14 protein-coding genes and 2 pseudogenes are annotated in these 18638 nt (G+C 74.4%); 11 read left to right on the forward strand and 5 right to left on the reverse strand.

All coding sequences use genetic code 11. From position 1 onward, the window contains the following. Both FRAQA3DRAFT_RS19415 and FRAQA3DRAFT_RS19420 read left to right on the forward strand, forming a co-directional pair. Positions 1-934, forward strand: a pseudogene (locus tag FRAQA3DRAFT_RS19415) (hypothetical protein); the annotation flags it as partial. Continuing rightward, on the forward strand, positions 931-2040 hold the full coding sequence (locus FRAQA3DRAFT_RS19420; protein WP_009740753.1) for a hypothetical protein: 1110 nt from the start codon (positions 931-933) through the stop codon (positions 2038-2040). The pseudogene FRAQA3DRAFT_RS19415 and the gene FRAQA3DRAFT_RS19420, both read left to right, overlap by 4 nt. A gap of 6 nt (positions 2041-2046) precedes the next feature. Here FRAQA3DRAFT_RS19420 and FRAQA3DRAFT_RS31665 read toward each other — a convergent pair whose 3' ends face one another. Beyond that, positions 2047-2886, reverse strand: a complete 840-nt coding sequence (locus FRAQA3DRAFT_RS31665) for a LuxR C-terminal-related transcriptional regulator (RefSeq protein ID WP_083873761.1) — start codon at positions 2884-2886, stop codon at positions 2047-2049. A gap of 244 nt (positions 2887-3130) precedes the next feature. Between FRAQA3DRAFT_RS31665 and FRAQA3DRAFT_RS35230 the strand changes: the two genes are divergently transcribed. The 4 genes from FRAQA3DRAFT_RS35230 (at position 3131) to FRAQA3DRAFT_RS36165 (ending at position 5454) form a co-directional block, all read left to right on the forward strand. After that, positions 3131-3295, forward strand: coding sequence for a hypothetical protein (locus tag FRAQA3DRAFT_RS35230; RefSeq protein ID WP_009740755.1), 165 nt, complete (start codon positions 3131-3133; stop codon positions 3293-3295). Positions 3296-3346: 51 nt separating this feature from the next. Continuing rightward, on the forward strand, positions 3347-4261 hold the full coding sequence (locus tag FRAQA3DRAFT_RS19430; protein ID WP_157467486.1) for a hypothetical protein: 915 nt from the start codon (positions 3347-3349) through the stop codon (positions 4259-4261). Positions 4262-4345: 84 nt separating this feature from the next. Further along, the gene (locus tag FRAQA3DRAFT_RS35235; RefSeq protein ID WP_009740757.1) at positions 4346-4702 is read left to right on the forward strand and encodes a hypothetical protein; all 357 of its coding nucleotides are present in this window, start codon (positions 4346-4348) and stop codon (positions 4700-4702) included. Positions 4703-4776: 74 nt separating this feature from the next. Continuing rightward, positions 4777-5454 carry a hypothetical protein gene (locus tag FRAQA3DRAFT_RS36165; RefSeq protein ID WP_198286933.1) on the forward strand — a complete coding sequence of 226 codons (678 nt, stop codon included), beginning with the start codon at positions 4777-4779 and terminating at the stop codon, positions 5452-5454. On the opposite strand, the gene FRAQA3DRAFT_RS19445 is transcribed toward FRAQA3DRAFT_RS36165, so the two are convergent. The 4 genes from FRAQA3DRAFT_RS19445 to FRAQA3DRAFT_RS32130 all read right to left on the reverse strand — a co-directional run bounded on the left by FRAQA3DRAFT_RS19445 (position 5451) and on the right by FRAQA3DRAFT_RS32130 (position 12816). After that, positions 5451-7349, reverse strand: coding sequence for a vWA domain-containing protein (locus tag FRAQA3DRAFT_RS19445; RefSeq protein WP_009740759.1), 1899 nt, complete (start codon positions 7347-7349; stop codon positions 5451-5453). The genes FRAQA3DRAFT_RS36165 and FRAQA3DRAFT_RS19445 overlap by 4 nt on opposite strands. Further along, positions 7349-10546, reverse strand: coding sequence for a hypothetical protein (locus FRAQA3DRAFT_RS19450; protein WP_009740760.1), 3198 nt, complete (start codon positions 10544-10546; stop codon positions 7349-7351). Before FRAQA3DRAFT_RS19450 ends, FRAQA3DRAFT_RS19445 begins: the two co-directional genes overlap by 1 nt. Positions 10547-10554: 8 nt before the next feature. Next, entirely contained in the window at positions 10555-11601 is a 1047-nt protein-coding gene (locus tag FRAQA3DRAFT_RS19455; protein ID WP_009740761.1) for a hypothetical protein, read from the reverse strand. A 258-nt stretch (positions 11602-11859) separates the two neighbouring features. Further along, the gene (locus FRAQA3DRAFT_RS32130) at positions 11860-12816 is read right to left on the reverse strand and encodes a hypothetical protein (RefSeq protein ID WP_009740762.1); all 957 of its coding nucleotides are present in this window, start codon (positions 12814-12816) and stop codon (positions 11860-11862) included. A 967-nt stretch (positions 12817-13783) separates the two neighbouring features. On the opposite strand from FRAQA3DRAFT_RS32130, the gene FRAQA3DRAFT_RS31675 reads away from it, so the two are divergent. From FRAQA3DRAFT_RS31675 to FRAQA3DRAFT_RS36170, 5 genes and pseudogenes are all read left to right on the forward strand, one after another. Next, on the forward strand, positions 13784-14449 hold the full coding sequence (locus tag FRAQA3DRAFT_RS31675; protein ID WP_051054401.1) for a hypothetical protein: 666 nt from the start codon (positions 13784-13786) through the stop codon (positions 14447-14449). After that, entirely contained in the window at positions 14446-15531 is a 1086-nt protein-coding gene (locus tag FRAQA3DRAFT_RS31680; protein WP_009740763.1) for a ThiF family adenylyltransferase, read from the forward strand. The genes FRAQA3DRAFT_RS31675 and FRAQA3DRAFT_RS31680 overlap by 4 nt, the downstream gene beginning before the upstream one ends. Beyond that, positions 15510-17192, forward strand: coding sequence for an effector-associated domain EAD1-containing protein (locus tag FRAQA3DRAFT_RS19470; protein WP_009740764.1), 1683 nt, complete (start codon positions 15510-15512; stop codon positions 17190-17192). Before FRAQA3DRAFT_RS31680 ends, FRAQA3DRAFT_RS19470 begins: the two co-directional genes overlap by 22 nt. Positions 17193-17194: 2 nt before the next feature. After that, positions 17195-18205 carry a JAB N-terminal domain-containing protein gene (locus FRAQA3DRAFT_RS19475; RefSeq protein WP_009740765.1) on the forward strand — a complete coding sequence of 337 codons (1011 nt, stop codon included), beginning with the start codon at positions 17195-17197 and terminating at the stop codon, positions 18203-18205. Beyond that, a pseudogene (locus FRAQA3DRAFT_RS36170) lies at positions 18202-18638 on the forward strand (hypothetical protein); the annotation flags it as partial. The gene FRAQA3DRAFT_RS19475 and the pseudogene FRAQA3DRAFT_RS36170, both read left to right, overlap by 4 nt.

Genomic DNA, 18638 nt, shown 5'->3' on the forward strand with positions numbered 1-18638 from the left:
GCGTGACCAGCGCCGGCTCGGGGAGGTGCTGACCGCGGCGGCGCGGCAGCCGGTGTTCCGCGACGCGCGGGCCTATCGCTTCGACTGGCGCGACCGCTCGTTCCGGATCGGCGCCGGCGACGTCCTCGACGCGTTCGTCCCCGTGGCCAGGAGAATCGAGGAGGTCGTGACGACCCTGCTCAGCCGCCGCGCCGACCTGTTCGACGACCCGGCCGCGCCCGGTGGGTCGGGGCCACACGAGCCGGGCCGGGGGGACGCCCGCGCCGAGCCGTCCGGCCCGGGGCCGGCCGGCGCCGGGGGCGCGCCGCTGGAGTTCGTCACCGTGGGCGGCCTCGGCGCGCTGCCGCCGGCCCGCGCCGCGACGGCGAGGGCCGTCGCGAAGGCCGCGGCCGCGGCGGCGTCCGGGCCCGTGGACCTCGCGAGCCCCGGCGGCGGGCCGGGGCCGTACCGGGGCCGGGGCCCGCGTCCGGGCCGGCTGGACCGCCCGGAGCTCGCGGCCGCCCGCGGGGCGGCGCTGCTGGCCACGGGGCGCGTCGAGGTGATCGAACGCTACCCGCACGCGGTGAGCCTGCGGGTGCACCGAATCCGGCACGGCCTGCTCGCCTCGGCCGACCTGGTGCTGACCGCCGCCGACGACGACGCGCGCGGCCACGCCGGCGACGCCGGCCCGCTCGGCCAGCCCGGCCAGGGCAGCCCCGGCGAGCCGCCCGAACCGCCCGTCCTGCGGGTGAACGGCTCGCACGAGGGGACGATCGTCGCGGATGTCCGCGAGGACGGCGGTACCCTCCGGACCCTGCGCCTGCGTGCCGACCGGCTGCCGCCCGGCGAGTACCGGGTCTGGGTCGAGGCGAGCCGGAGCCCGCTGGGCTCGCTGGGCCTGCGCCCGGTGGGCGGCGGCGAGGTGTGGATTCTCCCGTTGGAGGAGGGCGGATGACCCGACCGATGGACGGCCAGGGCCGGCCCGCGCGACCGGAGGCCGGCGGATGGGGTCCCGGCTCCGGGGCGGCCGTCGCCGAGGAGAGGCGGATCACCGGCGACGCCGCCGAGCTGCGGGCGCACGCTGCGCGGGCGGCCGCCGGGAACGGGGTGGACGCGCCCTTCGAGGCCCTGCGTTGGACGCTGCTGTGGGTCGCCGACGCGCTGCGCGCCGCCGCGGGCGCCGCCGCGGGCATGGACGGGTCCGCCGCGGCCTCCGGCGCCGGCGGGTTGCCTGCCGTGGACTCCGACGGGTCCCCCACCACCTCGTCCGCGGACGCGTTCCGGGCCGTGGTGGAGCTGCACGCCGCCCTCTCCGTCGGCGGCGAGATCGGCGACGCCCTACCGGCGGTGCTGGCCGCGGCCGACGCCGGTGTCGCCGCGGAGGACGAGGTCGACCGGCTCGCGGCCCGGCTGCGCCGGGACGCGGTCCGGGTGCGGCAGGCCCGGGAGGAGCTCGCCGACCGCCAGGCGCGTCACCGCGATCTACTCGACCGCGACCGGGAGAACCGGGCGGTCGAGGAGCGGCTGCACGCGTTGCGCCGCGCCGAGGCGCTGGCCGACCAGATCGACGACCTGCGGGCGCAGGTGGACGTGCTGGAGCGGCGGCTCGGATCGACCGCGGACGAGATCGCCGACGTCGAGGCGGCGATCACCGGTGCCTCGGTGCGCCTCGTCCAGCTCACCACCGAGCAGATCGGCAGGCTCGACGAACGCACCGCACGCGAGCTGCGCCGCGCCGACGCGAACCACCGGCAGCTGCGGGAACTGCTCGTCGACCGGCGGGCGGCGCTGGAGCGCGCCAGGGATGAGGACACCCGCCTCGCCGGGGAGGTCGAGGCCGCGCAGACGGAGCTCACCCGCCTGCGCGACACCCACGAGGACCGCCACCGCGCCCTGACGGGGCTCGCCGACGCCGGCAACGCGATGTCCGCGGGCATCGGCGGCCTGACCGAGGCCGCCGAGCTGCTCGGCCGGGTGGACGCGCTGCTCGCGCGGAGCCTGGCCGACCGTGAGCGGGCCCTGCGGGCGGCGCGGGCCGTCCGCTTCCCCGGGGACGACTGACGCTCCCTAGCTCCCCGGCTGCGGGCTCGCAGGCCGGGGCAGTGGTCGTCGAGTGGAGCTGACATCTCCCGGCTGGGGCGGTAGCAGCCCCATCTCCTGGGCGCGCAGCACCGCCGTGACACGATCGCGTGCGCCGAGCTTGCGGTAAGCGCGTTCGAGATGCTTGTGCACGGTGCTCTCGGCGATGCCGAGGCGGCGGCCCGCCGCTGCGGCGGTCATGCCGTCCGCGGCCAGGCGCAGGGCCGCCGTCTCCCGAGGGGACAGCCGAACGTCTCGCGCGCCCCCGCGCGCCCTCGGGTCGGACTCGACCGCGCGCAACACGCTGACGTGTCGGTCGAGGACGCAGAGCAGCCGGTGCAACGTCCGCAACAGGGCAAGCTCATCCGGGGTGAAGGGATCGGCCCGTCCGATGACGAACGCGCGATGACTGTCGCGGCCGAAGTGCAGCGGTATCGCGGCCTGGGACGCGACCCCCCAACTCGAACCGAGATCCCGCCACGCGCCCATGACGTGGCGGTCGGCGAACCGCTCGGGAACATCGAGGACCTGGAGCGGACGGCTCTGTCGAGTCGCGAGATAGAATCGAAGCAGCGGGTGAGCAACCACCGCGTCGTCAATGCTCCACCGGTCGATATAGCGGCGGTGGCCGGCGAACTGCTCCTCGACCGGATACATGCCCTGTGTCAGCGGGCCACCGGATGTGCGGTGGTGGTAGGCGACCCCGCGCACCTCGAATGTGATTCTGAGTTGCTCGGATATACGCCCTACGGGCAGCTCCGCGGTCGGCGTCTCCAGCAGATCGGCCATCAGATCGAGCCATTGCGTCGTTATCCGCGATTCCCCCATGAGGCGATGGTCGCATGCCCCAGCGATCTCGACAAGGAAAGCCAAGAGCCCCCTTTACCTCAATTCCACACTTCTGTCAATACGCAGTTGTCGGACCTTGTCGCGCCAAGCGGACGGGCGACGATGTCCTTGTGGGCCTGGGCATCGGCCGCAGCGGTGCTCACTGCCGTGACAGGCGGGACGGAGCGGTGCGCGGACCGGCAGGCGCATCCACACGAAGCATCCGACCCGAAACGAGGACCCGATGACAATCCCGGACATCGTCGACACCCCCGCCGTGGCACCGGGACGGCGCAGCCTGTACGACATCCTCGCCCAGGAGATCGACGGGGAGCTGGATGGGCCGTATCTGACGACCTCGACCTCCGTCGAGACAACCGACGCCGATCCGGTCATCGTCTTCTCTTGAGCTCGGGACGAGTCCATGGCGCCTGATCCGCCGATCGTGATAATTGGATCGATGGACGACCCACATGTCCGTCGAGTCGTTGATTTCGCCCCGCGGCGCCGAGCGCTGACGGTCTTCGATGCCGCCAGCATTCAGCGGTTGAGCTACCGTGTATCCGGCGCGATGATCCAGGTGGAGTCGGTCGGTGGTCAGGGGCTGGTCGACCTGGGCTCGGCACACCGGGGCTGGATCCGGCGCCCGTTGCCGCCGGCGTGGAATCACGGAGTCGTGACGGGATCGAAGCAGTCGGCGATCAACAGCGGCTGGCAGTCGTTGGTCGCCTTTCTGGCCCGAAACCCCCGGTGCTCATGGCTCACCGGCTTCGACGCGCTGCTGTCGGCGGAGAACAAGCTGACGCAGGGCGTGGCTGCGTCGTCACTCGGGATCGAGGCGCCCCGGACCTTCGTCGGCGACGTGCTCGACGGGGACCTACCCGATGTCGAGCTCGTCGTGGCGAAGCCGCTGGGAATGGAACTGTTCTGGCTGGATCGCAGCCGAAGCCTGAAGGTGTTCGCCAGCGCGATCGACCCGCGGGACCCGGTGATCCGAGCGCATCTGTCCGGCTCCCCGTTCCTGCTACAAACCAAGCTGACAGCTCGACGGCATCTCCGGGTGGTGACCGTCGCGGACCGGTCCTGGGCGTTCGAGCTCGATGCGGTGGGATTGCCGTTGGACTGGCGCATCGACCCGTCGGCTCACCATTCCTGGAAGTTCACAAGGGCCACGGCCATCGAGCGCCAGGCGCTCCAGATCGCCGCCGCGATGTCCGTGCGGTTCTCAAGCCAAGACTGGATCGAGAATGACGATGGAGCATTCTTCATCGATCTCAACCCAGGCGGGCAATGGCTTTTCCTACCCGAGCCGCACACTGCGGAGGTGGCTGCGCAAATCGCCTCCTGGCTGTCTGGTGACACACATCTGACCTGACCATCGCGCAGGTGGCCGCGGACCCCGCGGCACACCGGTGGCAGAAATCCGTGAGCGGGGGAGCACAGGGTGGCGGGTAACTCCATGGAAAATGCGCGGAAAGCGCTCGGGCTCACGATCACCGTGGCCAACGTCGTGGGTCAGAGCGCCAAGATAGGAGAGAAGAGAAAAATAAACCGGAACCTGGCCGAGTTGTTTCGGGAGAACTTTCTCCTGCCGGACGGCTCGCTCCATGAGCGAGTGCTCGAGGTCGAGTGCGCGGGGCTGCGGCTCGTTCGAGCCACCGTTCTGACCAGACGCCGGACCGGGCAGGAGTACTACCTCGTACGGGTCGTCAACGACGCCAAGAGCGGGGACGATCCCACCCGGGTCCGTCGGTTCGGCTTCTTCCCGAAGAGCGGAAAGATCGGATTCCCGCCAGCCTGGCTGGAGATCCACTAGGCACATCTTCCGTTCTGCCCGCCGAAGAGCAGCGAGGAGCAATGAGAAATCGTCGCGTTCCGTTCCGGAGATTCGTGACGATCAGGGAGATCTCTGGCCTCGTCATCGCCACCCTCCTGGCCACGGGCTGCACAGCGAGCGAGGCTGTCGGGGAAGGGGGCTTCCCGCCGGGCGGCGGCGGCGGTCGACCGCCGGTACAGCCACCGCCGCAGCAACCGACGTCGCGGCTCCTTCCGGCCGCACTCGTCGGTGTCTGGAACGGTCAGGACTCGCGGGGTATCGGAAGTTGGTACCTGGCCTTCCAGGCTGATGGGCGATACCGCAGGAGCAACGAACGGCGAGGTATCACGATCACCGGCACTGCCACCGTGCAGGGCACTGTAATCATGTTCAGCCCAGAAGGTGGACGACCGTACTCCTCGACCTGGGCGGCCGGCGGTGGACGGCTCTCCATCGATGGCAGCGTCTATCTGCGCGCCGATCAGGGGCAGGGCGCGAGCGCCCTCGTCGGAAGCTGGATCGATACGAGCGGCAACTACTGGGCGACCCTTCGGATCTCCGCTGACGGCACGTTCCAGCTAGCCGATCAGGCGGGCGGAGGCGTCGCCGGGAAGATCGTCGTCTCCGGTCGGCAACTGACGCTGCAGGCCGCGGGCCGAAATCCGGTGACCTGTGGATGGGCAATCGACAACGGGGTGCTCCGGCTCGTTCGCCCGGACGGCGCAGTGTCCGAGTACGTCCGCTCCGGCTAGGGTGAGCTGGTGAAGCCGCCGGCACGGGGGAACCGGTCGTCGGCGAAGGGACCGCCCGGTGACGGCCCGTCCGGGTACGGCCCATGGGCGCCTGGGTCGCCGTCGCCGGGGTGGTCGGCGGCGGGGAACACGGCGGTGTCGGCAGGGCCGATCGGCTGGCCGGGCAGCGTGTAGGTGAACGTGACGTCGCCGTGCCCGCGGCTTTCTCCGGGCCGCAGCACCAGCGGCGGCAGCCCGGTGATGCCGGGCGGCTGGTAGTCGATCACCAGGTCGATCCGGTCCCGCCCGGCTCGGCCCGTGGGCCGAGCGCCGGCAGCGAGCCGCCCGCGCCCCATCCGCCGGCCATGCACGCTGCCGGTGCCGGGGACCACGACGTCGTCGTCACGCTCCGGTCCCAGGTGCAGCCGCCGGCCGCGCATCGCCACCCGGTCGAGCCGACCGTCGGCCGCCTCGGCCGCCAGCACGCCGCGCAGCCGTGGCCGGCGCCGGTCGATGAAGCCGAGCGCGAACAGCAGCACGAGCGCGACCAGCACGACGATCTCGGCGATGGCCGCCGGGTTCCAGCCGGCCGCGACCGAGCCGTGCACGCGGGTCGACGCGCCGCGCGGGGCCGGGTCCATCCGCAGCCCGAACTCCGAGGTGAGCACGGTGCGCCAGGGCGAATCGACGGTGCTCATGAGGCTCAGCCCGCCGTCGACCCGGTGACTGCGCCGCACCGCCCCGCCGGTACGCGGGGACAACGACACCGGCACCTGATAGACGCGCCGCTGCCCGGGGGCGAGGGCGATACGTTCCGGCAGGCCACCGCCGGGGGTGCCGGCCGCCGGGGTGGCCGGGGTGGCGATGGACACCGACGGGTCGGTGGAGACCACGCGGACGCCGGTGAGCTCCACCGGCAGGCGCCGTGCGGTCGAGGTCACCGTGACCTCCACCGTGCCGGTCCCCGCTGTCGGGTCGACGTCGGCGAGCGTGCGACCAGCCGACGCCCAGCGCCAGCCGACCGTGACGACCGGGCCGCGCACGTCATCGGCGAGCAGCTCGGCGGCCTTCTGCGCCCGGGCGTGCTGCTGGACCCGGGACAGGTACTGCGGGAGCTGACCGGGGGGCAGGGCCAGCACGGTCGTCGCCGGCAGGACGCTGCGCAGCAGGGTCGCCCCCGCCCGGCCGGCGTCGGCGTTGTCGAGGGCGAAGGCGTAGCCGGCGATGTCGCGACCGGCGAGGCGCGTGCGGGCCCGCTCGGCGAGATCGGTCCAGGGCCGGCCGGTCTCGGCGGGGAAGGGCGAGTTGACCGGGGGCTGGTGCCTGCCGTCGGTCAGCAGGATCACCGCTCCGGAGCGCGCCGCGTCCGGATGGTCGAGCAGGTCGATCGCGGTCGACAGGGCCGCGCCGATGTCGGTGCTGGCCCCGGTCGCGGTGGCCGGCAGCCGGCCGATCGCCGAGCGGGCATTCGCCGCCGGGCCGCTGAACGCGACCTGGGGCACCTCGTCGAAGCCGACGACGGAGAGCCGGTCGGCGGGGTCGAGGCTGGCGACGAACGACGACAGGGTGGACCGGACCGGGCCGTAGAGCCCGCCGCGCGACATGGACGCCGAGGTGTCGACGAGCACGACGTACTCCGCCGGCAGGGTCGGCACGCCGAGCGCGTCGAGCACCGCCGTCCGCCCGAGCTGCGCCACCCCGCCCACCCCGCCGGCCGGGCCGGCCGCCCGGGCGGGGGCGACGCCGGACACGCTCGTGGCCATCAGGACCGCCACGAGCAGCCCAAGCAGCCCGCTCAGCCCGCTCAGCCCGCTCAGCCCAAGCAGCCCGCGCGAGGGCGCCGCCGGCGACCGATCGGCGCCCACGACCGGCCGCGGCCCTCGGCGGGCGGGAACTTCCCGACGTTCGGATGTCATCACTCGTCCCCCGGTCGGCCACGGTGCCGCACAACCTTGATCACTACGCCGGCCCGATCGGAGATCGCCCGGATGCCGCCCCGGCCCCGGCCGCGTTCGGCGAGCTCGGCGATGCCCGCGGCGAGCGGGGCCAGCCGGTCGAGGAGGATCCCGCGGGCCGGCGGGTCGAGCTCGGCGGCCAGCGCGGCGAGCGCCTCCGTACGCAGGCACAGCCGGGCCGGCGCGACGTCGGCGAGCCAGCCGGCGAGGTCCTCGGCGGCGTCGTCGCCCATGCGGCCACTCACGATCTCCCGGACGGCCGGCGCCAGCAGGTCCGCCGCGGGCGGGTCCTCGGGGAGCGCCGCCACCGCGAGCTCACCCAGCAGTAGGTACAGGCCCTCGCCGTCGACGGGGCGCCGGGGGTCCCGTCCGGCGTGGGCGAGCACCGTCGCCAACGGGGCCCGTCCCAGCTCGGCCAGCATCTGCCGGACCAGGTCGCGGTTGCCGCGCAGGGTCGGGACGGCCCAGCCGCTCCCGTCCGGGGCCGGGCTGCCGGCCGGACCGGCCGTGACGCCGCCGTCCAGCACGCCGCGCAGGTTACGGTCGGCCCGTTGGATCATGTCCAGGCCGGGCGGATCGTCACCGTCGACCGCGCCGAGCAGCGTCGTCAGTAGGCCCGTCTCGAACAGGGCCAGCGAGCCGAGCCTCGCGACGAACTCCGCCACGGGCAGTTCGCCCACCTCCCCGCGGCATACCCCGCGTACCAGCTCGCGCAGGGCGACGCGGACGCTGAAACCGGTGGGCATCGCCCGCGGATTCACGGCGCGCCGGGCGATCTCGTCCGCGCAGCCGACGACGATCTCCAGCGCGTCGGGGCCCGCGAGCTGCCAGGCGCCCGCGTGCAGGGCCGCGAGCAGCTCCGCCGGCCGAACCCCGACCAGCAGGGCGTCCGCGCACAGGTCGGTGACGGCCTCGACGTCGGGATCGGCCGGCAGGGCGCGCACCAGCGCGGTCAGATGCACGGCGCGGGTGGCCGGATAGTCGGCGGTGACGAGCCGGCGCCAGTCCTTGCCGCCCGGCAGCTGGTAGAGCTCGCGGCGCCGGTCCAGCACGCCGTACACCGCCAGCACCAGGGCGGCGGCGTCCACCCGGTCGGCGGTGGCGACCTTGTACAGGACGTGCAGCAGCGCCCGGGCGGCGGATTCGCGCGCGGGCAGCCCGTGCGCGGTGACGTCGGCCGCGAGCCCCGCCACCACCCGCTCGCAGGCCAGCGCGGTGCCGGCGCGGGTGCCCCCGACGTCACTGAGAACCGCGAAGTACTCGAGGAAGGCGGTCCGGTACGGCTGCGGCCATCCCTCGCCGTCGAACCGCCGGGCGAGTGGCACCCGCACCGCCGCCGTCAGCGCGAGCTCCAGCAGGTCGAGCCGGGCGGCGATGGTCGGGTCCTCGCTGCGCCACTCGGCGAGCTCCGCCGCCCAGTCGCGGCGGTCGTCGTCGGGCAGTGCCGCCACCGTGCGCAGCAGCCGGTCGAGCACCGGGATGATCGGGAACGGTAGCTCCGACGGCCCGTGGCTGGCGAGGCGGAGCAGGGTGAGCACGTGCCGCTCCCCGTGCCGGGCGACGCGCCCCACCGCCGCCGCGGACGTCTCACCCGCCCAGGCGTCGGTGAACCCGACCAGCTCGCGGGCCGGGTCGGCGGACGCCAGCCAGGACAACCAGCCGCCGGTCTGGTCGGGATCGATGGTAAGCACCAGCGCGACCAGGTCGAGGAGTACGACGGCCGGCGCCGCGGCGAGCGCCTGACGGACGTGCTCGGCGACGCGTTCCCGGCGGGCTCCGGACAGCCGTCCGACCCGGATCTGCTCGGCGAGGAACCGGGCGGGCGCCGCGGGAACTCCCAGTGGGGTCCGCGCCCACTGCTGGTTGTCCAGCCGTGGACTGACCACATGGGCGGTCAGCGTCGACCAGAAGTCGAGCGCGGCGGCCAGGTCGGCGAGCCGGCTCGCGCCCGCCGGGTCCGGGCGCGGGCCCCACAGCGCCACCCAGGCGGTGCGCATCACCATGGCCATGAGCCGGGCCCGCTGGTCCGCGCCGACGAGGCCGCGTTTGACCCATCTCGGCCAGGAGATGGCCAGCGCGTCCAGACCTTCCGCGCCCGTGTCCGCCACCAGCACGTGGGCGGCGCGTTCGACCTCGGCCGCCGGCAGGGTGTCGACGCGCCCGGAGGCGAACAGCGCCAGCAGGTCGGCCGCGGTCGCGGTGCCCGCGGCGAGCCGGCCGCGCACATGGGTGACGGGGTCGGCGCGGGCCAGGCAGCCCACCGCGTGCGCGGCGTCATCGACGGGGTGCGGCTCGGTCTCGGCTGCGAGCAGCTCGACGACCCGACTCAGCGGCCAGGCCTGCCCCTCGACCAGCCCGACGAGCAGGTGGTGGTAGGTGCGGGCATCGCCGCGCAGCGGGCGCAGGATCCGCTCGCCCTGCTGCCACGGCGCGCCCGCATGGTCGGCCCGTTCCCGGGCGCCGAAGCCGAGCCGGATGTGACGGGCACCGGCCTGGTCGAACCAGGTGCTGGCGACGAGGCGGGCACGCTGGCCGTAGGGCAGCAGCGAGACGACCGCGTCGAGGTAACGCAGCCGGGTCAGCGCCTGGTCGTCCGGCTCGCCGACCGGCGCGCCGAGCACCGCCACCGGGCGGGCGAGCAGCGTCGCCGCCGTCGCCGCCGCCGTCGGCAGGTCCACGTCCAGCTCGACCAGGGTCGCCTCGACGTCCGCGGGGCGCAGCCTGCCCACGGTCAGCTCGACGGTGTCGGCGCCGTCCGGCAGGCCGTCGAGGTCGAGGCGGAGCGCGGCGGCGTACAGGTCGGCGTAGGACACCGGGGTCTCGCGCAGGGCGGAGAAGGGGACGCAGACGAAGCGGGTCGCCGCGATCGGCCGGTGCGCGCCGTCGACGTGCTCCGTCCAGGAGCGCACGGCGACCCCCAGCACCGTGTCCGCGCCGCGCGGCGCGTAGCAGACCGTCACCCAGGGCAGCGACTCGCCGCTCGGGTCGGACAGCGACCGGGCCGGCGGCGTGCCCGGGTTGAACCGGCGCAGGATCTGCTCATACTGCAACCGGTTGAAGTAGCCGCCGCAGCGCAGCACGGCGTAGTCATCGTCGCTGCCCGGCTCCTTCGTCATCACCGCCCAGCCGGCGGGCAGGCGCACGGTGTTCCCGGCCACCGGCGTGCTCACTTCTTGCGGGCGGCCGCCCGCGTGCTCTCCTCCAGCCAGAGGAATGGCTCCAGCACGTTGATCGGCCGGATCGCGCCGCGGATCCGTGCCTCCCCGCCGGTCTTGACGACGTTGGTGAAGTCATGCGCGCGGAAGTACCCCGACGGCCCGATGTAGAAGCCCACGGACGAGCTGACAAAATAGGAGATCCGGTCGGGATGGAAGAAGTTGTTGATGCTGCCGCGGACCAGTCGGGCCGAGCCTTCATGGCCCTCGTCGCACAGCCGGTCGAAGAAGGTCTTCGCGAGGTTGTCGGGAACCCGGGGGATGCGTTCCGGCTCGTCGCCGGTGAGCACCACGCCCGTCCGGAACGCCTGGCGGAACACCGCCGGCTCGTCGAACTTCGTGACGCACACCGCCAGGAAGTGCGGCAGTTTTCCGCCGCGCAGGCGGTTGGCCTCGAAACACCGCCGGGTGACCTGCTCCAGGGTGCGCTGGAAGAACTCGTAGGCGTCGCTGTTGCGCTGTTCCCGCACCGGATCGAACAGATAGACCAGCCCGTCGCACATGCTCAGGTGGTCGAGCAGCAGCTCCCACTCGTCGGGCGCGTCCGCCTCGTCGTCGAACACCCCGATCCCCTCGTCGTCGAACACCGAGGAGGAGGGCAGCGAGTTCTTCGGGACGGAGCTGCCGAAGTAGCGGCCGGCCACGTCGAGCAGCTCGACGACGAAGACCGTGTTCTCCGGCCGCGGGCCGCGGCGCAGGGCCCGGCCCGCGAGCCGGCCGCCCCGCGGAGGGCCGATGAACCGCCAGCTCAGCGCGGTCATGCCCGGAGTCGCGGAGGGGAAGACGTGCCGACTCTGCAACAGGTCGGTGTTCTCGGACAGGAACGCCCCTGCGTCGTCGTCGCCGCCGATGACGATCCAGGACGGGCTGCCCGGGACGGCGGGCTGGCTGATCGCGGCGATGTTGAGCGCGGCGAGGAAGGTCGTCTTCCCGCTCTGCGGGGCGCCCCACAGGCCGATGCGCGCGAGCTGCGTCGGCTGCCCCGCCGGCGCCGTCACCGCCGCGCTCCCCGAGTCCGGACGGCGGCGTCTGCGGCGCCACAGGCACCGATGCGTGCAGGACGAACAGTGAGAATGAGGTGCCCCCCGACACGGCGCCGGCAGCGACCATTCCCGGCCGGAACGGGCGACCCCTCGGGCTACGTTCCGTCATGGTTCGCGAGCTCGACGCGACAGATTTGTTACAGTATGGAACGACCCGGCCACCCGGTCAAGCCGTCATGAACGCCTGGTTCGTCCGATCCCGACGGAACAGGCTCAGCCAGCCGGGCGCGGGTGGACCGGGGCAAACGCGACGAGTGCCCGCACCGCGGCCGCGAGCTCGTCACCGTCGGGCGTCGGCGGGAGGTGGATCCAGCCGGGGCCCCCGGCCGCCCGCGGCGGCGGGTCAGCGGGGGCGTGCACGGTCAGGATCCGCAGCCCCGGACCGGGACGCAGGCCCTGGTCGCGCACCGCGTGCCGCTCGCCCAGCACGAGGATCAGGTCGTCGCCGGCCTGGCCGAGCTGGCTGGCCAGCGCCACCGCCGCCGGGAGGTCCGGCGGGTCGAGGGACCTGCTCGTCCACACGTCCACCAGGTCCTCGGGTCGGTCGAGCCGGCGCCGCCCGCTCGCGTCGGCCGGCACGAGGTGGGGCTCCTGGTCGGCCGCCCGGACCGCGGTCGCAACCAGGTGCGCCACCAGGCGCAGCACGATCTCGATCGGCCCGAACGTCGCCGGGGAGACATCCAATATGATCATGACGCGGCGAGACGGCGGCTCGGCGCCCACCTCGTGCATCCGGTACATCAGCTCGCCGCGGGCATGGCGCAGCGCGAAGTGGTCCGCGGGCAGCGCGAACTGGGTCGTCAACAGGCGGGTGATCCGCCCGCGTCGGCTGACTCCGCTCAGGTCGGGGCCGGTGTCGACGGAGCCGGCCCGGGTGCGGGCCCGGGCCGCGCTCTGGCCGCCGGCCGCCATCAGCAGGGAGCGGTAGCGCCGCGGCAGCGGCGGGATTCCCGCCACCCGGTGACGCAGCCGCAGCGGCAGCATCGGATCCGCGGCCGCCGTGGCGGCGCCGAGCACCGACAGCAGGACGACCATGGCGTCGCCCACGCCATCGACGGCCCGGCGCAGCGCCGCCACCGACGGCGGATGGACCGCAACCCGCTCGGCCGGCGCGGCGAGCGCCGCCCGCAGCGCCCCGGCCAGCAGGTCGCGTGGTACCGGCGGGGCCACCAGGGCCGCCCACGCGTCGACGTCCGGCCGGGGAGGTCCGCGGCGAGCACGGCGGCGATCGCGACCCTGGCCGGCGCCGGCCAGGACAGTTCCCGCAGCCGGCGCATGCCGTCGCGGCGGGCCAGCGCACGCAGCTCCGCCACGGCCGGCTCGGCACCGCCGGCCAACGCCATCAGATCGACCAGCAGCGACAGCGGCAGCGTCAGGCCCGCGGCCGCCAGCGCGGCGAGACCGGTGGCGGCGGTCCGCAGCTCCCCCTCACGCGCCGGCCCCGCCGGGAAACGACCTGCCGCGCCGGTCGCCCCGACCGCCCCGACTCCCCCGGCCGCGCCGACTCCCCCGGCCGCGCCGGTCTCGCCGGCCATCTCGATCCCGTCCGCCCGTGGGCCGCGCCCCACCGTGGCGGCCTGGGCGCTGGCCCAGGCGCGCAACGCCGCCGTTTCGTTCTCGGCCTCGGCCATGCTTCCACCCCCTCGACTCCGACCCGAGCACGGCCGTGGGTCCCACCCGTTCCCGGCGTCGCCAGCGCATTTCGCGATGGCATCCCGCCGCGACGACCGGCCCGACGAATTGTCTCGTGGACGGGTCCCGGGCGGGCCACCGCGCATAGTCCGACCGGTCTCCGGACTGCTATTGTCAAAGTTGTTTCCGGCCGGTGGAGCTGGCCGGGGCTCGGGGGAGCGCCAACGGGGGGTGCGGCGTATTATGCACGACTATCCGTTGCCTATACCGACGCCGGCGGGCGGCGAGGCCGAGGCATTCGAGTCCGGCCGGCTCGCGGCGTTCGATCCGCAACCGCACGCGGACGCCGGAACAGCGACCGAAGGCATCGCCGTGACCGCTCAGGCGTCCTGGTGGAGCCACTCCCTTTGCCACTCGTGCGGGCACACCTTCCGCCGCGGGGACCGGGTCCGAGTGGATTCCCGCCGCGCGCTCGTGTTTCATCTCGACCCGGCGTTGAAGTGCGGTGAAGCGGCCGCCGGCGAAGCCCCGGGCGGGCGTGGGACGGGCGTGCGCCGCCGCCCGGGGCGTGGCCGGGGCGAGCGCGGTCCGGGGCGGCCTGGCTCGGCCGGGACGATCGGCGTCCCCAGCGGCACCGGCGTCCCCAGCGGCACCGGCGTCCCTGGCCGGCTCGGCGGACCTGGCCGGCTCGGCGGACCTGGCCGGCTCGGCGGACCTGGCCGGCTCGGCGGACCTGGCCGGCTCGGCGGACCTGGCCGGCTCGGCGGACCTGGCCGGCTCGGCGGACCTGGCCGGCTCGGCGGACCTGGCCGGCTCGGCGGACCCCGAGGTCAGCGCGTTCGCGGCCGGGGTGCTCGCCGTGTGGCCGCCGGCCGCCGGCATCCCGGTGACCCGTCTCGGGCCGGACGACTGGCGGGCCCGGCGGCCACCGGCTCCCTTCGACCGTCCGCGCTGCCTGTTCTGCGCCCACACGTTCCGGGCGGGTGAGCACGCCGTCGTCTGCCCGTGCCAGCCGCTGTCGCCGGCCTGCGGGGCCGCGGTGCACCGCGATCCGGCGACCGGCCTGGTGTGCTGGGAGAGCTGGCGGCCGGGCAACACGATGAAGGTCTGCCCGGTCACCCTCACCCGTCGCACCGAGCCGCCGCAGGACAACCGGCCGGGCCCGCGATGACGGCCGACCGGTTCGACCGGCAGCGCCGCATCGACGGCTGGGACCAGAGTCGCCTCGCCGGTGCCAGCGTGATCATCGTCGGCGTGGGCGCGCTCGGCAACGAGACCGCGAAGAACCTGGCGTTGGCCGGCGTCGGCCGGCTCGTCCTGTGCGACCCGGACACGGTGGCGGCGTCGAACCTGTCCCGGTGCGTGCTGTTCGCCGCCGCCGGACCGGCGGCGCTCGGGCGGCCGAAGGTCGAAGTCGCCGCCGCCGGCCTGCGGGCGCTGGCCCCCGGCGTCGAGGTGGCGACCCGACCGGGCCCGCTGTCCGGTGTCGGCCTCGGCGAGCTCGCTGCAGCCGATCTGGTGCTGGGCTGCCTGGACTCCCGCCGATCCCGGCTGGACCTGCTCGGCCGCTGCGCCCTCGCGCAGGCGCGGCTGGTCGACGGCGGAACCCACCCGTGGGGCGGCGAGGTGCGCCTGCGGCTCGCCGCCGACGATCCCTGCTGGGGCTGCACCCTGCCGGCCGCCTGGCGGGCCGAGACCGACCTGCCCTGGGGCTGCTCGGACCCGGTGGACGACGCCCCGGCGCCCGCGTCGATCCTGTCCACCGCGATCGTCGCGGGCTGGCTGTCGCTGCTGGCGGTCCGGCTGCTGCACGGCGAGCAGCCCGCGGGCCGGCTGCTGCGCATCGACGGCCTGGCCGGCCGGATGGACGAGGTCGTCGTGTCGCGGGACCCCGGCTGCCCGCATCACCGCCCGCTGATCGGCGTGGAGCCGCTGGCGCTCACCTGCGACGCCACCGTCGCCGACCTGCTGGCGCGGCTGCCCGACGGCGCCGAGCCGCAGACGTGGGAGCCTTTCCACCTACCCGACCGCTGTGCCCGCTGCGGCGGCGCGCCCGGCTCCGCCACGACGCCCGGCGCCGCCGGATCGCCCCGGTGCGACCAGTGCGGCATCCGGATGCGGCCGCGCACCAGCCAGCGCATCCGGGACGCCGAGCCGGCGGACACGTTGCGTGCGCTCGGCGTCGCACCCCGGGAGATCCTCCCGGTCCAGCTCCGTGGGGGAGAGTTCCGATGGCGACAGCTGACTCGGTGAGGCGGACGGCCGGACAGCCCGGCCGCCCGCAGCGGGCGGCCCCGCGCCGGATCCGGCTCTCCGTGGACGAGGTGGAGGACCTGCGGGACGAGATCGCCCGCCGCTTCGCCAACCAGTCGGCCGCGGAGAGCCTGCTGCGCCGGATGAGCCTGCCCCGCGATCAGCGCCCCGTCTGGACCTCCGGCCAGAGCCCGGGCGAGTGGTGGGACGAGGTCTTCGAGCTCCTCGACAGCGGTGTCATCGACGATCCCTGGCGGCGGACGCTGCGGGGCGCGTTGCGCGTGTACCGGTACAACTCGGTTTTCGTGGAACTGGCCGAGGGCCACGGACTGATCGAGCCCGCCGGCCCACCGGCGGACCTCGACGGCGCGGATGACGACGACTCGGATGATGACGGCGCGGAGAACGGCGGCGCAGATGCAGATGATGACAGCGCGGACAACGGCGGCACGGACAACGGCGGCGCGGAGAACGGCGGCGCGGAGAACGGCGGCGCGGAGAACGGCGGCGCGGACTACGACGGCGCGGCGTTCTCCGCCACCGACGAGCAGTTCGCGGCCTGCCACGTGATCGTGCGGGCCAGCAGCGAGCAGGACCGGGTCCACGCCGCCGGCGTGCTCGCCGAGCACGGACTGGCCCCGGCCGAGGTGTGGTCCACCGCCCACGCGGTCTCCTACCAGGTCGACTCCGCCGACGTCACCGCCGTGCGGGCCATCCTCGACCGCACCGACCTGAGCTGGACGCTGGTGCCACCGGGCGTGCGCGACTACCTGCTGAGCGCGGTGTACGTGACCGGGCCGGACGGCCGGCGGTTCCGGCTGACCGACGCTCCCGCCCAGCAGACCGTCGGGAACGTGGCCGGGACCGTCATCGAGCAGCAGTACGGCGGGGCGTCGGCGGACCGGCGCCGCCCCACCGTCATCGACCGGGACGAGGGCAACGGCCAGGTCCGCCGGCTGGATCCGGAGCAGACCCTGCACGACGCCGGCGTCCAGGACGGCGGCCATCTACGGGTCGCCTTCGAGGCCACCGCCGGGGCGATCAATCCGCTGGACCGCCGGGACGCCCTGGTCCGGGTCCGCAACGAGATCGTCACCTTCGCGGCCGGCCACCCGGGATTCGAGGTCCGCGGGCTGCCGCCGACGCTGCCCACCGAGTACGAGATCGAGTTCACCCAGCGCAGTTTCGCGCCGCCCGCGGTGACGGGCGGCGAGCCGGGCGAGAACGACCGGCAGACGGTGCTCATCCAGCTCGGCGCCGGCTTCCCGGAGACCCCGCCGTTCGTCTTCTGGCTCTCGCCGATCTTCCATCCGAACGTGTTCCCGAACTACGACTGCCCGCAGCTGCGGGAGAAGCCGTACCGGGAGGGTCACGTCTGCCTGGGCGTGCTCGCGGAGTCCTACCGCTCGTCGATGAACTTCGGCGAGCTGTGCCAGCTCCTGATCGACATGGCCGCCTACCGCAACTTCAGCCTGTTCGAGGAGACCGGCCGGCACGACCAGGACGGCTCGGCGGAGGTCCACGTCAACTTCTACGACCGGACGGCGGCCGCCTGGGTGTTCGACCACGCCGACCGCGTCGCGCAGCTGCGCGGCCGGCCGCTGGACGACGGGCCGCGCCCGCGGTCCGGCTACGCCAACGTCGTCGAGATCATGGACTGACGATGTCCGTCGACGTGGAGCTGTACCGCAGCGACGACTACGTGCGGACCCGCCGGGTCAAGCTGATGCCGCTCCTGCGACCGATCTTCGAGTGGCTGCTCGGCGAGTCCCTGGAACAGGCCACCTTCCGACTGGCGTTCCTGCCGGTGCCCGACCACGGCACGCTCGACGGCGAACCGTCGGTGCGCAACCTGCGCGGCAGCCACGGCTACGTCCACGTCCGGATCGTCGTCGACGGCGAGCTGCGCTACCAGCACCCGCACGCGCTGCGCGAGATCGTCGCGCGCCCGCTGCAGCAACTGCTGGCCGAGGAGTACCCGGCCGAGAAGCATTGGGGCTTCGGCATCGTCGCCCCCGGCCTGGAACACATCGCCTTAGTCCGCCCGACGCCCCCGGTCGGCGGGCTCGTCGAGATCACGACGGACCACCGGCGGCCGGCCGCCTTCCACGTCGAGGAGATCCCGGATCCGGAGCCGCCCGCCGCCACCCTGCGCGAGCTGGGGGTGCTCGGCGAGGGGGCGGGTCCGCGCGCCGGGCGGCGGGCGGGCGTCGGCGTCGTCTTCGACGGCGACGCCTACGCGGGCCTGATCGGCACGACCCCCTTCTCCACGGACGTGGAGGAGGGCGGGTTCCTCGCGGGTCGGGTCTACCGCTGGGCCGGCCACCCGCAGCGCTACCTGGTGCACGTCACCGAGGCCGTCGCCGCGCAGCGGACCGGCGCGTCGCTGCTGCAGTTCACCTTCACCGGGGACAGCTTCCTGCGGATCAACAGCGCCCTCGCCCAGCGGCCGGACGGCGAGCGGCTGGCCGGCTGGTACCACACGCACCTGTTCGCGGCGTCGGCCGAGCTCGGGCTGTCCTCCATCGACGTCGACCTGCACCAGGACACGTTCCGGCGACCCTGGCAGATCGCCGCCCTGATCAACATCCACCGCGGCCGGCGCGTCCTGCGCTGCTACTACTCCGAGGGCGACGAGATGCGCTCGGCACCGTTCTGGATCGGTGCCCCTTGAGCAGCGACGTGCGGGGAGCGCCTCCCTCCGAGCCCGCCGCGGCCGGCCCCTCCGCACCCGCAGGCACGGCGCTGGACACCGCCGTCCGGGTGCTGGGCTGGGCCTGCGACGCGGTGGGACCGGCCCCGAGCGGGTCGCTGGCCGAGCCGGGCAGCCTCGGCCGTCCCGACGCCCGCGCCCGGGACGCCCTGGCCGGGCTCGCCGCGCGGGCGGCGGCGCGATCGGGTGCCGGCCGGGCGCCGTTCGGCGACGACGGTCCCGTCGGGGCGGGCGCGCTGCTGCTGGCCGCCGCGGTCGGCGGCCGGGACTCGCCGCTGGCCGCGCCCCTGGCCGCCGCGGCGCCGGCGTCCCGCCTGCCGCCGGGGGCGTCCGGCGCCTGGAAGTCGATGAACCCGGCGGTGCGGCGGCTGGCGGCGACGGCTGGCCAATCCAG

Origin of the sequence: Frankia sp. QA3 (assembly GCF_000262465.1) — a bacterium.
Taxonomy (GTDB): Bacteria; Actinomycetota; Actinomycetes; order Frankiales; family Frankiaceae; genus Frankia.

Excerpts from the sequence above, each read along its gene's own strand:
- FRAQA3DRAFT_RS19420 (WP_009740753.1), top strand. The coding sequence starts at position 931 with ATGACCCGACCGATGGACGGCCAGGGCCGGCCCGCGCGACCGGAGGCC.
- FRAQA3DRAFT_RS31665 (WP_083873761.1), bottom strand. The coding sequence starts at position 2,886 with ATGGGGGAATCGCGGATAACGACGCAATGGCTCGATCTGATGGCCGAT.
- FRAQA3DRAFT_RS35230 (WP_009740755.1), top strand. The coding sequence starts at position 3,131 with ATGACAATCCCGGACATCGTCGACACCCCCGCCGTGGCACCGGGACGG.
- FRAQA3DRAFT_RS19430 (WP_157467486.1), top strand. The coding sequence starts at position 3,347 with ATGGACGACCCACATGTCCGTCGAGTCGTTGATTTCGCCCCGCGGCGC.
- FRAQA3DRAFT_RS35235 (WP_009740757.1), top strand. The coding sequence starts at position 4,346 with ATGGAAAATGCGCGGAAAGCGCTCGGGCTCACGATCACCGTGGCCAAC.
- FRAQA3DRAFT_RS19445 (WP_009740759.1), bottom strand. The coding sequence starts at position 7,349 with ATGACATCCGAACGTCGGGAAGTTCCCGCCCGCCGAGGGCCGCGGCCG.
- FRAQA3DRAFT_RS31680 (WP_009740763.1), top strand. The coding sequence starts at position 14,446 with ATGACGGCCGACCGGTTCGACCGGCAGCGCCGCATCGACGGCTGGGAC.
- FRAQA3DRAFT_RS19470 (WP_009740764.1), top strand. The coding sequence starts at position 15,510 with ATGGCGACAGCTGACTCGGTGAGGCGGACGGCCGGACAGCCCGGCCGC.
- FRAQA3DRAFT_RS19475 (WP_009740765.1), top strand. The coding sequence starts at position 17,195 with ATGTCCGTCGACGTGGAGCTGTACCGCAGCGACGACTACGTGCGGACC.